The 13,666-nt window shown below is 63.0% G+C and carries 11 protein-coding genes; 8 read left to right on the top strand and 3 right to left on the bottom strand.

Features of this window, described 5'->3' with window-relative positions; all coding sequences use genetic code 11:
- Positions 1-297 precede the first annotated feature (297 nt).
- From OO306_RS22725 to OO306_RS22705, 5 genes are all read left to right on the top strand, one after another.
- Entirely contained in the window at positions 298-3,015 is a 2,718-nt protein-coding gene (locus OO306_RS22725) for a LuxR C-terminal-related transcriptional regulator (RefSeq protein ID WP_265969981.1), read from the top strand.
- A 175-nt stretch (positions 3,016-3,190) separates the two neighbouring features.
- The gene (locus OO306_RS22720) at positions 3,191-4,798 is read left to right on the top strand and encodes a tetratricopeptide repeat-containing response regulator (RefSeq protein WP_027594441.1); all 1,608 of its coding nucleotides are present in this window, start codon (positions 3,191-3,193) and stop codon (positions 4,796-4,798) included.
- A complete protein-coding gene (locus tag OO306_RS22715; protein WP_099428328.1) occupies positions 4,795-5,487 on the top strand; it encodes a sensor histidine kinase KdpD in 693 nt (230 codons plus the stop codon). The genes OO306_RS22720 and OO306_RS22715 overlap by 4 nt, the downstream gene beginning before the upstream one ends.
- Positions 5,488-5,877: 390 nt before the next feature.
- Complete coding sequence (locus OO306_RS22710; protein ID WP_085274096.1) at positions 5,878-6,522, top strand: MBL fold metallo-hydrolase; 645 nt, start codon at positions 5,878-5,880, stop codon at positions 6,520-6,522.
- 109 nt (positions 6,523-6,631) lie between these two features.
- Positions 6,632-7,342: an OmpA family protein gene (locus OO306_RS22705; protein WP_027594438.1), complete on the top strand. Its 711-nt coding sequence runs from the start codon at positions 6,632-6,634 to the stop codon at positions 7,340-7,342.
- Between the two features lie 36 nt (positions 7,343-7,378).
- Here OO306_RS22705 and pta read toward each other — a convergent pair whose 3' ends face one another.
- Both pta and OO306_RS22695 read right to left on the bottom strand, forming a co-directional pair.
- Positions 7,379-9,466: a phosphate acetyltransferase gene (gene pta, locus OO306_RS22700; protein ID WP_027594437.1), complete on the bottom strand. Its 2,088-nt coding sequence runs from the start codon at positions 9,464-9,466 to the stop codon at positions 7,379-7,381.
- Between the two features lie 32 nt (positions 9,467-9,498).
- Positions 9,499-9,801: a DUF3565 domain-containing protein gene (locus OO306_RS22695; RefSeq protein ID WP_027594436.1), complete on the bottom strand. Its 303-nt coding sequence runs from the start codon at positions 9,799-9,801 to the stop codon at positions 9,499-9,501.
- Here OO306_RS22695 and OO306_RS22690 point away from each other — a divergent pair.
- Both OO306_RS22690 and OO306_RS22685 read left to right on the top strand, forming a co-directional pair.
- On the top strand, positions 9,800-10,285 hold the full coding sequence (locus tag OO306_RS22690) for a peptidylprolyl isomerase (RefSeq protein WP_085274095.1): 486 nt from the start codon (positions 9,800-9,802) through the stop codon (positions 10,283-10,285). The two genes, OO306_RS22695 and OO306_RS22690, sit on opposite strands and share 2 nt — an antisense overlap.
- A gap of 145 nt (positions 10,286-10,430) precedes the next feature.
- Positions 10,431-10,913 carry a glutathione peroxidase gene (locus OO306_RS22685; protein WP_265969980.1) on the top strand — a complete coding sequence of 161 codons (483 nt, stop codon included), beginning with the start codon at positions 10,431-10,433 and terminating at the stop codon, positions 10,911-10,913.
- Positions 10,914-10,940: 27 nt separating this feature from the next.
- On the opposite strand, the gene OO306_RS22680 is transcribed toward OO306_RS22685, so the two are convergent.
- Positions 10,941-12,158 carry a glycosyltransferase family 1 protein gene (locus tag OO306_RS22680; protein ID WP_265969979.1) on the bottom strand — a complete coding sequence of 406 codons (1,218 nt, stop codon included), beginning with the start codon at positions 12,156-12,158 and terminating at the stop codon, positions 10,941-10,943.
- Between the two features lie 178 nt (positions 12,159-12,336).
- On the opposite strand from OO306_RS22680, the gene OO306_RS22675 reads away from it, so the two are divergent.
- On the top strand, positions 12,337-13,653 hold the full coding sequence (locus OO306_RS22675; RefSeq protein WP_265969978.1) for a PAS domain-containing methyl-accepting chemotaxis protein: 1,317 nt from the start codon (positions 12,337-12,339) through the stop codon (positions 13,651-13,653).
- The last annotated feature ends 13 nt before the right edge of the window (positions 13,654-13,666 follow it).

Below are 13,666 nucleotides of genomic sequence, written 5' to 3'. Positions count from 1 at the left end.
GAAGAGGCCATTGCAGCCGAAGATAATCTCTAGCCTTACCGGCCTCTTCGCAGCACAAGGCTGCTCCTACAGGTATTGCACTGGCCTTGAAAGCTGCGCAATCCCTGTGGGCGCGGGCAATAAATCTGCTGAATACCCAACCAAACCCCCGCTCCAGCCCCTGTCCATCAGGGTTGTTGCTTTTTGTCGTAGTCTTTTACAGCCCTATGGTGCCCATCATCTTCAAATGCGCTGCATTACCCGCTAGTCTCGCAAACATCCGTACCGCCGTTGTCTTCCCTTCAGAACGAGCCGGCCATGACAGATCTGTCCCGTACGCATGGATTCGCCAGCCAGGCCCTAGGCCTGCTGGACGGGCGTTTCTTCCGGCCGCCGCTGCCGGACGGCCATGTGCCGCGTGCGCGGTTGTGTCAGCGTTTGCACGCCGGCCTCAATGGGCGGTTGCTGCTGGTCAACGCACCGGCGGGCTTTGGCAAAAGCTCGCTGGCCATCGAATTCTGCGAATCCCTGCCGGAGCACTGGCGCAGCCTTTGGCTTGGCCTGAGCCAGCGCGATGCCGACCCCGGCCGTTTTCTCGAGCGGCTGCTCGAAGGCCTGCAGCAGTACTGCCCTGCATTGGGTGGACAAGCCATGGGCCTGCTGAAAATGCGCCAGCGCCACCAGCCCTTCGCGTTCGAGGAGTGGATCGACGGCCTGCTCGATGAACTCGCCCAATACCTGCAAGCCGATACGCCTCTGCTGTTGGTGCTGGACGATTACCATTTGGCCCAAGGGCCCGTACTCGACCGCTGCCTGCAGTTTTTCCTCAATCACTTGCCCAGTGGCCTGGTGCTGTTGATCACCAGCCGCCAGCGCCCGGACTGGCACCTGGCGCGCCTGCGCCTGTCGCGGCAACTGGTCGAACTCAACGAGCAAGAGCTGCGGCTGACACCCGACGAGTCACTGGCGGTAATCGGCCGCCAACCCACCGGCTTGCGCGGCCAGGCGCTGGATAACCTGATCCAGCGCAGTGACGGCTGGGTGGCCGGGCTGCGCTTCTGGCAGTTGGCAGCCAGCGAGTCCGGTGATGAGCAGGCTTTGCCCCACGCACTGCACGGTGGCGAGGGGTTGATACGCGACTACTTGCTGGAAGAAGTCATCGAGATCCTGCCGGCCGACGTGCAGGCCTTTCTCTACGACACGGCGTGCCAGGAGCGCTTCTGTGCCCAGCTGTGCGATGCCCTGCGCGACCGCCAGGACAGCGCCGATATCCTGCGCTTCCTGCAGGCCCATCAAGTGTTTCTGGTGCCTCTGGACGAGCACGGCCACTGGTTTCGTTACCATCACCTGTTCTCCGACCTGCTGCGAAGCCGCCAGGCCAGCGAACCGCCAGCGCGCCTGCACCTGCGTGCGTGCCGCTGGTTCGAGGCCCAGGGTTTGCTGGACGAGGCGGTTGAGCAGGCGCTGCGGGCCGGCCACCTGGACGTGGCGGCTGACCTGGTGCAGAGCCTCTCCGAGGAGCAACTGCTGGCCGAGCAGAACGTGGGCATGTTGCTGCGCTGGAAGATGGATCTGCCCGACAGCTTGCTGATCAGCACGCCGCGCCTGATCGTGCTGTACAGCTGGGCGTTGGGGCTGGCGTGCCAGCTGGATGCGGCCGAAGAACTGGCAAGCTACCTCAGCCGTTTTCTGCCTGCGCCCTCGGCGACCGCACAGAAGTCCATGCTGGCCCAGTGGCTGGCCCTGAGTGGGGTGATCGCGCGGGGTCGGGGGGATCGCGCGCGTACCCTGGCCTACTGTGGCGAAGCCTTGCAAAGCTTGCCGTGCAAGCGCTACGGCCAGCGCTTGGTGTGCCTGTCGACACTGTCCAACCTGGCCATCACCGATGCCGACTTCTGGCATGCACGCGGCTGGAACCGCGAAGCCCTGGAGCTGGCCCAGCGCGTCGGCAACCCGCTGTTCGAAGCCCTGGCTCATTACGATCGAGCACGGGTGCTGCATGCCCGGGGTGAAGTGTTGCGGGCGCTGGACGAAGTGCGCCAGGGTCTGCAGCGCCTGCAGGGGCTGTCGGGGCAGCGGTTGTACGCCGTTCGGGCCAGGCTGACGCTCTACGAGGGTTACCTGCTGGTGTCGCGCCTGCAATCAGCCCAAGGCCGTGCGCGCTTGCGTGCGGGGCTTGGCGAAGCGCGTGCCTGCCGGGACATCAGCGTGCTGATCGGCCATTGCGTCATTGCCACGCTCGATGGCCGCGAGGGCCACTTCGCCGAAGGGTTCGCCGAGCTGGCCGAGGCGGAGCGGCTGATGCACATCTGGGATGTTCCACCGATCTACTACCTGGCCATGATTACCCTGGTGAAGTGCGAACTGTGGCTGGCACAGGGGCGCACCGATCTCGCCGAATCCTGGTTGCTGCGGCTGGGGCAGACCTACGGTGGCGAGCAACCGGCAGCCGCGCCGGAGTTCCACCCGCTATTACCCCTGCATATCGAACTGCAGCAGGCATTGCTCGAGCGTATCCAGTTGCGCACCGAGGCGTCGGTTCAGCGCCTGTCAGGGCTGGTCGAACGTGGCGTGGCCAGTGGCGGCATGCTGCTGGCCGTCAGTGCACTGTGCCAGTGGCTCGCCCTGCTGCTCGCTGAAGGCCGAGACGCGCAGGCTGCCGGGCTGCTGCCAAAGGCACTCGAGGCCGCCCAAGGCGGTGTCCTGCAACCGTTCCAACCCTTGCTCGAAAAACACCCGCAGTGGCTGCACGAGCAGCTTGCAGCGCGCTCGGCTTGCCCGGTCCAGGTCGAACTGCTCAAGCGCCTGCCTCCGTTACCTGCCGTCAGCAGTGGCAGTGGCGAGGCATTGAGTGGGCGGGAGCGGGCTGTGCTTGAGCTGATCGCCCAAGGCTGTTCCAACCAGCAGATCAGCGAACGGCTGTTCATCTCGCTGCACACCGTGAAGACCCATGCCAGCCATATCAACAGCAAACTGGGCGTCGAGCGCCGCACCCAGGCGGTGGCCAAAGCGAAGGCGCTGGGCCTGCTGGTCTGACAGTAGCCGCACCAGGGGTTTGCCCGCTAAAGTAATGGCTTGAGGCTATTACTGGACCGTTGTTTAGCGCGCTGCGTGCTCTATCCTCATCTTTCCCGGCCGGCTGCCGATATAGCATTCGGTGGTATGCATCGCCTTGCGCGATTTTTCAATCATCCCAATACAGGTCGTGTTGATGCTGCAGTACGGGCAAAAGAGCTTTCTGATCGTCGACGACTTTACCGACTTTCGTACGTCGACCCGTTCCATGTTGCGCGAACTGGGTGTGCGCGACGTGGACACGGCCGACAGCGGCGAGCAGGCGCTGCGCATGTGTGCGCAGAAGCGTTATGACTTCATCCTGCAGGATTTCCACCTGGGCGACGGCAAGAAGAACGGCCAGCAGGTGCTTGAGGACCTGATCCTCGACAAGCACATCAGCCATGAATGCGTGTTCATCATGGTGACCGCCGAGAGCAGCCAGGCCATCGTCCTCAGTGCCATCGAGCATGAGCCCGATGCCTACCTGACCAAGCCGTTCAACCGGGTGGGCCTGGCCCAGCGCGTCGAGAAGCTGTTCCAGCGCAAGACCTTGCTCAAGCCGATCCTCCAGGCGCTGGACCGCGGCCGCCCGGCCGAAGTCCTGGCAGCATGTGCCGAGCTGTGCAAGAAGGACCCGCGTTTCGCCCCCCTGTGCCTGCGCTACCGCGCCGATGCCTTGCGCGGGCTCAATCGCTTCGACGAGCTGGAAAAGTTTCTCAAGGCCATCCTCGCCAGCCGCCCGCAGCCGTGGGTGTATTCGGCGCTGGGCAGCTTGATGCACAAGCGTGGCCAGAATGCCCAGGCCCAGGGTGTGTATGAACAGGCCCTGAAAGCCTTCCCGATCATGCCGGGCCTGTACGACGGCATGGCTGAAGTGCTGGTGGCGCAGGGCGAAACCAAGCGCGCGCAGAACATGCTGGAAGAAGCGGTGCGCCTGTCGCCGCTGTCGGTACGCCGGCAGTCCACGCTGGGCAAGCTGGCGCTGGGCAACGAAGATTTCGAAAGTGCCTCCAAGGCGTTCCGCCATGCCGTGAACCAGGGGCAGAGCTCGCGCTACAAGGATGCCGAGAACAACCTTGGCCTGGTTCAGGCGCTGATGAACAAAAACGCAGGTTTTGGCCTGGACGCCCGTACCCGCGTCGAGATCAACACCGTGCTCAGTGAAGTGGCCAAGGAATACCCTGAAGATCAGGGCCTGCAGGTACGCGCCCGCATGATGAAGGCCGCCAGCCTGCAGCAGGCCGGCGATGCCGAGACGGCCGCCAAGCTCACCGAGCAGGCCATGCAGCGTCTGGACAAGATGGAGCAGTTTTTCTCGGTCGATGCCGCGTTGACGGTGGCGGCTCAGCTGCAGGCGTCAGGGCAGGAAGCGGCCGCGCTCGGCGTGCTCAAAAGCTGCGTTGAAAGTTACGGCGACGACCCCAAAGTGATGCAGAGGGTGGCCAAGCTGACGGATGATCCGGCGGTGCTCAATGCGATCACCGAGGCCGTCACCCTCAACCGCCAGGGAGTGCGTAGTTACCAGGGAGGTCAGCTCGACGAAGCGCTGCAGTTGTTCCGCAAGGCCTTGGCCTTGCAACCCAAGAACATCAGCATCGCCCTCAACACCGCCCAGGCGCTGCTGCGCATCGGGGGGGATGACCCACAGCCTGCGATCATGCAGGAATGCCGCGACGCCTTGACCAGCGTGGCCGGCATCCCTGCCAGCGACAACCGCTATGACCGCTATGGCAAACTGCACATCCGAGTGTTCGGCGCATGAATCAAGACAATCAGGGGCTGGATTTTTCCACGGTGATCGCCTCCACCGTGCACGACCTCAAGAACTCCCTGTCCGCGCTGATCCAGTCCCATGACCAGTGGCTGGCGCGCTTGCCTGAAGAGTTGCGCGGCGGCACCGAGCAAGGGGTGATGGAACATGAGTTCCGGCACCTCAACGGTATGCTGGTGCAACTGCTGGGGCTGTACAAACTGGGCGTGAACCAGCTGCCGGTGTGCCCGGACTACCATGAGCTGGATGACTTCATCGAAGCCCAACTGGCCGCCCACCAAGAAGTGCTCAAGCACAACGACATCCTCGCCACCTGGCGCATCGACACCGACAACCCGCTGGGCTTCTTCGACCGCGAGCTGGTGGCATCGGTGATCGCCAACGTGATTACCAATGCCACCCGGTTTGCCGGGCATGCGTTGTTGATCAGCATCGAGGAAGAGGCGAATCAACTGGTCATCTGCGTCAACGATGACGGCCCGGGTTATCCACAGCGCATGCTCGAGCGCCAGGAAGAGTTCATCCAGGGCATCGATTCACACAGTGGCAGTACGGGCCTGGGCCTGTATTTCGCTGCGCGGATCGCGGCGCTGCATGAGAGCGATGGGGTGAGGGGACGGATTGAAATTTCCAATGGCGGGTCGCTGGGGGGCGGGTTGTTCAGGTTGTTCTTGCCGTAAAACAGCATGGCAAGTGGGTGCAGGACACAATTCTGAGGCGCCTATGAGAACGAGCGCCGCCTGCGCGGCGCTTCGCAGCACAAGGCTGCTCCTACACTTGTTTCGGGCCAATTATTCCTGAGCCATTGGCGCGTGGCCCCTGACCGCCCACCTCAATATCGTGTCGAATCAACAAAGGCGGTCGCGCGCCAACATTACAGGCCTCACTGGCCCGAAACAGGTGTAGGAGCAGCCTTGTGCTGCGAAGCGCCGCGCGGGCGGCGCTCGATTTCGAAAACATCCAATACCGCCAGTCTTGCACCTGGCAGGCACAGCGCAATATCTTGTAAACCACCAGGAGCCACCTCGACTTGAAGGCGAGTGAGATCCTCAATGTTATTGAGATACACAATGAACCAAGCCCCACCCACCCTCATCCGCGAAACCTTCCCCGTAGGTCCCCTACAGTGCAACTGCACCTTGATCGGCGACCCATTGACCAAAAAGGCCATCGTCGTCGACCCAGGCGGTGACCCGGACAAGATCCTCGCGCGCCTGCAGGCCCATGGCTTGACCCTGGTGAGCATCATTCACACCCACGCGCACTTCGATCACTTCCTCGCCTCGGGCAAGCTCAAGGAGCTGACCGGCGCGACGCTGCACCTGCACAAGGACGACCAGTCGCTGTGGGACAACCTGGAGATGCAATGCCAGATGTTCGGCGTGCCCTACACCCCGGTGCCGCCGCCAGATCGCTGGTTGAGTGATGACGAGGCGCTGGCCTGTGGTTGTGGCGTGGCCTTGCACACCCCAGGGCACACGCCGGGTTCGATGAGTTTCTGGTTTGCCGATGCCAAGCTGCTGATTGCCGGCGACACCCTGTTCCGTCGCGGTATTGGCCGCACCGATTTGTGGGGTGGCGATCAGCGGGCTATCGTTCGTTCGATCAAGGAGCGGCTGTACCGGCTGGATGAAGAGGCCATCGTGGTCACCGGCCACGGGCCAGACACCCGCCTGGGTGACGAGATGCGCGAGAACCCGTTCGTGCGGGCATGAACCTGCATGAAATGGTGTTCATGGAATTTTTTGCCGTCTGGGCAATCCAAGGCTGGCATAGATCCATTCGCGGTCTGCCGCATTTATGAATTTCAGTAGGAGCTTGTCCATGTTCACCATGCGTCGTCTGATTATCGTCGCAACCGCCGCTGCCCTGATGACGGGCTGCGCCAGCCAGAACCCGTACGACAACCAGGGTCAGGCGCAGGGCTCCACGGGGATGAGCAAGACCGCCAAGTACGGCGGCCTGGGCGCGCTGGCCGGTGCCATCGCCGGCGCCGCCATCGACCACAACAACCGCGGTAAAGGCGCACTGATCGGCGCTGCCGCAGTGGGTGCCGCCGCCGCAGGCTACGGCTACTACGCCGACAAGCAGGAAGCCGAACTGCGCGCGCAAATGGCCAATACCGGCGTCGAAGTGCAGCGCCAGGGTGACCAGATCAAGCTGATCATGCCCGGCAACATCACCTTCGCCACCGACTCGGCCAACATCGCGCCTAGCTTCTACTCGCCGCTGAACAACCTGGCCGGCTCGTTCAAGCAGTTCAACCAGAACACCATCGAAGTGGTTGGCTTTACCGACAGCACCGGCAGCCGCCAGCACAACATGGACCTGTCCCAGCGCCGTGCGCAAGCGGTCAGCACCTACCTGACTTCGCAGGGTGTCGATGCTTCGCGTATTTCGGCGCGTGGCATGGGCCCGGACCAGCCGATCGCCAGCAATGCCGATGCTAACGGCCGTGCGCAAAACCGTCGTGTCGAGGTCAACCTGAAGCCGATTCCTGGCCAGCAGTATGACCAGGGCCAAGTTCAGCAGTAAGGCAATAAAACAGGGGCTGCACAGCAGCCCCTGGATTCAGCGTACGACGCTGGCCTGGATCGCCGTCAGGGCGATGGTATGGACGATGTCATCCACCTGAGCCCCCCGCGGCAAATCGTTCACCGGCTTACGCAAACCCTGCAGCATCGGCCCCAGGCTGACCCCATCGGCGCTGCGCTGCACCGCTTTGTGCGTGGTGTTGCCGGTATTCAGATCAGGGAACACGAACACCGTGGCGCGCCCGGCAACCGGGCTGTTCGGTGCCAGCTCGCGGGCGATGGCCGGGTTGGCCGCCGCGTCATACTGCAAGGGCCCATCGATCAGCAGATCGTGCGCGGCGCCCTGCGCCAAGCGGGTCGCTTCACGCACCTTGTCGACTTCTTCATCGCTCGCCGAATCGCTTGAATAACTGATCATCGCCACCCGCGGCGCGATGCCGAAGGTGTGTGCCGATTCGGCGCTCTGCTGGGCAATTTCTGCCAGTTCAGCGGCACTTGGGTGCGGGTTCATCACGCAGTCGCCGTACACCAGCACCTGCTCGGGGAACAGCATGAAGAATACCGAGGACACCAGGCTGGCACCTGGCGCGGTCTTGATCAGCTGCAGGGCAGGGCGGATGGTGTTGGCGGTGGAGTGCACCAGGCCCGACACCAGGCCGTCGACTTCATCCAGGGCCAACATCATGGTGCCGATCACCACCGGGTCTTCCAGCTGCTGCTCAGCCATCGGGGCGTTGAGGTTCTTGCTCTTGCGCAGGTTGACCATCGGTTCGACATAGCGCCCGCGAATCAACTCAGGGTCGAGTATCTCCAGGTCCGCAGGCAAGGTAATGCCCTGCGCACGGGCGACCGCTTCGACTTCTTCCGGCTTGGCCAGCAGCACGCAACGCGCAATGCCACGGGCCTGGCAGATCGCTGCCGCCTGTACCAGCAGCGGTTCGGCGCCTTCTGGCAGGACGATGCGTTTGTTGGCCTGTTGCGCGCGCTGGATCAGTTGGTAGCGGAACACCGCAGGCGACAGGCGCAACTCGCGTGGTGTGCCGCAGCGCTGGTGCAACCAGGCAGCGTCGAGGTGGCTGGCGACAAAGTCGGTGATGAATTCGGCACGTTCGCGGTCATCCACCGGGATCTCGCGGTTCAGCGAATTGAGCTGGTTGGCCGTGTCGTACGAACCCGTACTCACCGACAGAATCGGCAGGCCGGCCTGCAAGGCGCCGCGGCACAAGCCGAGGATGCGTGCGTCGGGCTTGCTGTCACTGGTCAGCAGCAGGCCGGCCAGGGGCACGCCATTGATCGCCGCCAGGCTTACGGCAAGGATGATGTCGTCGCGGTCACCCGGGGTCACCACCAAGGTGCCAGGGGTGAGCAGCGGCACGGTGTTGGCCACCGTGCGCGCACAAATGATGATCTTGCTCATGCGCCGCTGCTCGTAATCGCCCGCGTTGAGCACTTGGGCCCCCAGCAGGTCGGCCACGTCGCGGGTGCGTGGGGCATTCAGCTCGGGCTGGTAAGGGATGCAGCCGAGCAGGCGGAAGTCGTTGCCGCGCAGAAGTGGCGAGTGTTCGCGCAGGCGGGTGGCGAAGTCCGCCATGCTTTCGTCGGTGCGCACCTTGTTGAGGATCACCCCCAGCACTTTCGGGTCGCGGGGGCCGCCGAACAGCTGGGCCTGCAGCTCGACGCGGCCGGACAGCTCGCTGAGTACCTCGTTTTCGGGCGCCGAAACCAGTATCACCTCGGCATCCAGGCTCTTGGCCAGGTGCAGGTTGACCCGCGCCGCGTAACTGGCGTGGCGGGTAGGCACCATGCCTTCGACCACGACCACGTCATTGCCGATGCAGGCTTGCTGGTAGAGGCGGATGATTTCCTCCAGCAGCTCGTCCAGCTGGCCATCGCCGAGCATGCGCTCGACGTGGGCCAGGCTCAGCGGCATGGGCGGTTTGATACCGTGGGTGCGTGCGACCAGTTCGGTGGAGCGTTCCGGGCCGGTGTCACCTGGGTGGGGCTGGGCGATCGGCTTGAAAAAGCCGACCTTCAGGCCTGCGCGCTCAAGGGTGCGTACCAGGCCGAGGCTGATCGACGTCAGGCCGACACCAAAGTCGGTCGGCGCTATGAAAAAAGTTTGCATGCGTGCTTCTCGAATTAAAGCGGTGCAAGGAATCAACGGCCAAGGGTAGCGCTATCGGCTGCCTGTGCACACCAGCCACACGCGAAAGCCTCGCCGATGCGCTGTTGGCGCTGCTCGGCATCGAGCACCCAAGGGCGCGCTTGCCAGGGCGGTTGGTGACGAAGGTGCTGGGTGTGGCCGCACGACAACTCGACCACCCAGTGGCCTTCTTCGTCCTGATGGAAGCCAGTGATCCGACTGATGGGCTGTTCCTCGGCCGAGGCGCGTTCGCAATCGGGCGATGGCTTGGTTACACTTGTCCGCTCTACATACTTTTGCAAAAGGTCTTGCCCCATGCTGATCGCCGCCAACAAGGCTGTCTCCATCGACTATACCCTGACCAACGACGCCGGGGAGACCATCGACAGCTCCGCCGGTGGCGCGCCGCTGGTTTACCTGCACGGTGCCGGCAACATCATCCCGGGCCTGGAAAAGGCCCTGGAAGGCAAGCAGGCCGGTGACGAGCTGAACGTTTCCATCGAGCCAGAAGATGCCTACGGTGAATACCTGGCCGAGCTGGTCAGCACCCTGAACCGCAGCCTGTTCGAAGGCGTCGACGAGCTGGAAGTCGGCATGCAGTTCCACGCGTCGGCGCCGGATGGCCAGATGCAGATCGTCACCATTCGCGACATCGACGGCGACGACGTCACCGTTGACGGCAACCACCCGCTGGCCGGCCAGCGCCTGACCTTCCAGGTCAAGGTTGTCGACGTGCGTGACGCCAGCGAAGAAGAAATCGCGCACCGTCACATCCACGGTGAAGGTGGCCATCACCACTGATTTTCTGCGCTAAGCTCAGAGAGTCGCCAGGCGCTCGGGCAAGCCGATTTGCCTTCCCAACGGGAGGTGGACGGCTTGGACGAGCGCTTTTTTATTGGGCGGATTTCGCCCTGCGGCCATCGGGAACCTGAGAGGGGATTACATCATGAGTGCTTTTCACGACCTGAAATTGGAGGCGCTGAACGGCGGGGAACTGCCCCTCGCACCGTTCAAGGGCCAAGTGGTGCTGGTGGTCAATGTTGCCTCCAAGTGTGGCCTGACGCCGCAATACGCTTCGCTGGAGACGCTGCATCAGCAATTCAAGGGCAAAGGCTTCAGCGTTTTGGGGCTGCCGTGCAACCAGTTTGCCGGCCAGGAGCCCGGCAGCGAGAAAGAGATCCAGGAGTTCTGCAGCCTCAACTATGGTGTCAGCTTCCCGCTGGGCGCCAAGCTTGAGGTCAACGGGGCGCACCGCCATTCGCTGTATCGCCTGCTGGCAGGGGAAGGTGCTGAGTTCCCCGGCGACATCAGCTGGAACTTCGAAAAGTTTCTGGTGGGCAAGGATGGGCGCGTGCTGGCGCGTTTCTCGCCGCGCACTGCGCCGGATGATCCAGCCGTGGTTCAGGCCATCGAGAAGGCGCTGGGCTGAAACATGGGCGCGCGCGGCGGCTGAAGGTCAGCCGCGATGCGCTGTCGAACCTGGCTTGATCGCCAGTGCAGCACCTGAAGCTTTTTGCGTGTCGCCTGTGCGTTGTTTGCAAGCACTGCACAGGTAGGTTTCGAACTGCTCGACAATCGCCGGCCAGCCCTGTCGGCTGGCGTGCTGCCGTGCGTTCAGGCGCACCCGGCGCAGGGTTTCTTCCTCTTCCAGTAGCCAGCAAGCGGCATCGATGAAGGCCGCCTGGTCGCCGGGCATCGCCAACGCACCGCTATGGCCATGCCGAATGTGCTGAGCAGCCGCTGCCTCATCATAGGCGACCACCGCCAAGCCTGAGGCCATGCCTTCGAGCACCACATTGCCAAAGGTTTCGGTCAGGCTCGGGAACAGGAACAGGTCACCGCTGGCATAGTGCTCGGCCAGCACCTCGCCCCGCTGGGCACCACAGAACACGGCATCAGGCACCTGCTGCTGCAAGGTGGCGCGCTGTGGGCCGTCACCGACCACGATCAGGCGCAAGCGCTTGTGTGGATAAGTCTTCTGCAGGGTGTCCAGGCACGGTCGCAGTACCCCTAGGTTTTTTTCCGCCGCCAGCCGGCCGACATGCAGCACGGCGATATCGTCCGGCCCGACCCCCCAGCTTTCGCGCAGCGCCTGGCTGCGCCGGGCCGGGTTGAACAGGCAGGCGTCGACGCCACGGGCCAACAGGTCCAGGCGCTCGAAACCACGACGCTCCAGCTCCAGGCGCTGGCTGACGCTGGGCACCAGGGTGACTGCCGTGCGGCGATGGAACCAGCGCAGGTAATGGGTGAGCAGGCGTGCCAGCAAGCCCAAGCCATACTGGCCGGAATACTGCGGGAAGTTGGTATGGAACCCGCTGACCACCGGCACCCCCAGGCGCCGTGCCGCACGCAATGCGCTCAACCCCAAAGGCCCCTCGGTGGCGATGTACAGCACGTCCGGTCGCTGCCTGCGCCAACGGCGCAATAGCCGGTGCATCGACACTTCGCCCCATTGCAGGCCGGGGTAGCCGGGCAAGGCCCAACCGCGGCACAGCATCAACTGCTGATCGTTGTGCGCAGGCTCCTCGCCGGCTTGGCGGGGGCGGACGATCTCGATGTCATGCCCGCGTTGGCGCAACCCTTCGCTGAGGCGGCCAAGGGTGTTGGCGACACCGTTGATCTCGGGTGGGAAGGTTTCGCTGACGAGGGTGATGCGTAGGGCGGGTGTATTCATGACAAAAAGTTTCCGCTTGCATCATTGCGCCGATGTGACGGCCTTGTGACGTGCAAATGACGCCTGATTGCCGGCTGTTTCAATTGTGTGAATATTTGCGTGGGCGGCGCTCAAGAACCTGGCAGTGGCAGCCGATGAAGATGCATTCGATTACGTGCTGCGCTCCAGGAGAGCGGTGATGTTCAACAACAAGCTCAAGCAAGAAATCCAGCAGTTGCGCGAAGACCTGCTGTCGGTCGAACAGGTCAAGTGCAGCCTCGACAGCGAGATGCTGGTGCTCCAACTCGACCCCCAGGGACGGATCGAGATGGTCAACGGCAACTTCGAGAGCGAGATGCTCTACCGTGCCGACCAATTGCTTGGACGCAAACTCGAGGACATTGTCCCGCCCCACGTGAAGTCGCTCGACTTCTACCAACGCATGAAAAGCGCGATCAGCCGGGGCGAGCACCTCAACGGGGCGTTCCGCCTGCTGCGCGGCAATGGCCAGGAAGCCTGGTTGCGCTCGATTCTGCAGCCGGTCAAGAACAGCGAAGGGCGCATCAAGTATTTCACCCTGCACTCGAGCGACCTCACCCGCACCATCGAGACCTCCCGTGAGCACGAAAGCCTGATCAAGGCCCTGATGCGCTCTACCGCAGTCATCGAATTTGGCCTTGATGGCACCATCCTGACCGCCAATGAACGGTTTCTGACGTCGGTCGGTTATCGCCTTGAACAGATACGCGGCAAGCATCACCGTATTTTCTGCGAACCCGAAGAGGCCAATTCGTCGGGCTATCAGGCGTTCTGGGACAAGCTGCGCCGTGGCGAATACGTGGCTGAGCGCTTCAAGCGTATCGATGCCCATGGCCGGGTAATCTGGCTGGAAGCGTCCTACAACCCGATCTTCGACGCCCATGATGTGCTGTACAAAGTGGTCAAGTTCGCCACCGTGATCACCGACCAGGTCAACCAGGAGCAGGCGGTTGCCGAAGCGGCGGACATCGCCTTCAACACCTCGCTGAGCACTGACGCCAGCGCGCGCAAGGCCACCGACGTAGTCACGCAGACGGTAAATGTCATGCGTGGCCTGGAGTCGTCGATGCAAAACGCCGCCGAGGGCATTCAGGCGTTGGACACCCAGTCGCGGGTGATCGGCTCGATCATCAAGACCATCAGTGACATTGCCGGGCAGACCAACCTGCTGGCGCTCAACGCTGCCATCGAGGCGGCCCGGGCGGGCGAGCAGGGGCGTGGTTTTGCCGTGGTCGCCGACGAAGTGCGCCAGCTGGCCTCGCGTACCAGCACGGCCACCGAAGAGATTGCCCGGGTGGTGCAGCAGAACGAGCAATTGGCCCAGGCTGCGGTGGCGATCATCGACACCAGCAAGCGCCAGGCCGAGCAGGGGCTGTCGTTGGCCGATGAAACCGGCAACGTGATCGTCGAAATCCAGGAGGGGGCGAAGCGGGTGGTGGATGTAGTGGGGCAGTTTTCCAGCCGGCTCGGTCAATGACGGTAGGAGCAGC

The organism is Pseudomonas sp. DCB_AW (assembly GCF_026240895.1).
Classification (GTDB): Bacteria; Pseudomonadota; Gammaproteobacteria; order Pseudomonadales; family Pseudomonadaceae; genus Aquipseudomonas; species Aquipseudomonas kermanshahensis.
This window is presented reverse-complemented; position numbering and strand designations above follow the sequence as displayed.

What these genes read in the sequence shown, in the direction of transcription:
- OO306_RS22725 (WP_265969981.1), top strand. Translation starts at nt 298, where the DNA reads ATGACAGATCTGTCCCGTACGCATGGATTCGCCAGCCAGGCCCTAGGC.
- OO306_RS22720 (WP_027594441.1), top strand. Translation starts at nt 3,191, where the DNA reads ATGCTGCAGTACGGGCAAAAGAGCTTTCTGATCGTCGACGACTTTACC.
- OO306_RS22715 (WP_099428328.1), top strand. Translation starts at nt 4,795, where the DNA reads ATGAATCAAGACAATCAGGGGCTGGATTTTTCCACGGTGATCGCCTCC.
- OO306_RS22710 (WP_085274096.1), top strand. Translation starts at nt 5,878, where the DNA reads ATGAACCAAGCCCCACCCACCCTCATCCGCGAAACCTTCCCCGTAGGT.
- OO306_RS22705 (WP_027594438.1), top strand. Translation starts at nt 6,632, where the DNA reads ATGTTCACCATGCGTCGTCTGATTATCGTCGCAACCGCCGCTGCCCTG.
- pta (WP_027594437.1), bottom strand. Translation starts at nt 9,466, where the DNA reads ATGCAAACTTTTTTCATAGCGCCGACCGACTTTGGTGTCGGCCTGACG.
- OO306_RS22690 (WP_085274095.1), top strand. Translation starts at nt 9,800, where the DNA reads ATGCTGATCGCCGCCAACAAGGCTGTCTCCATCGACTATACCCTGACC.
- OO306_RS22695 (WP_027594436.1), bottom strand. Translation starts at nt 9,801, where the DNA reads ATGGGGCAAGACCTTTTGCAAAAGTATGTAGAGCGGACAAGTGTAACC.
- OO306_RS22685 (WP_265969980.1), top strand. Translation starts at nt 10,431, where the DNA reads ATGAGTGCTTTTCACGACCTGAAATTGGAGGCGCTGAACGGCGGGGAA.
- OO306_RS22680 (WP_265969979.1), bottom strand. Translation starts at nt 12,158, where the DNA reads ATGAATACACCCGCCCTACGCATCACCCTCGTCAGCGAAACCTTCCCA.
- OO306_RS22675 (WP_265969978.1), top strand. Translation starts at nt 12,337, where the DNA reads ATGTTCAACAACAAGCTCAAGCAAGAAATCCAGCAGTTGCGCGAAGAC.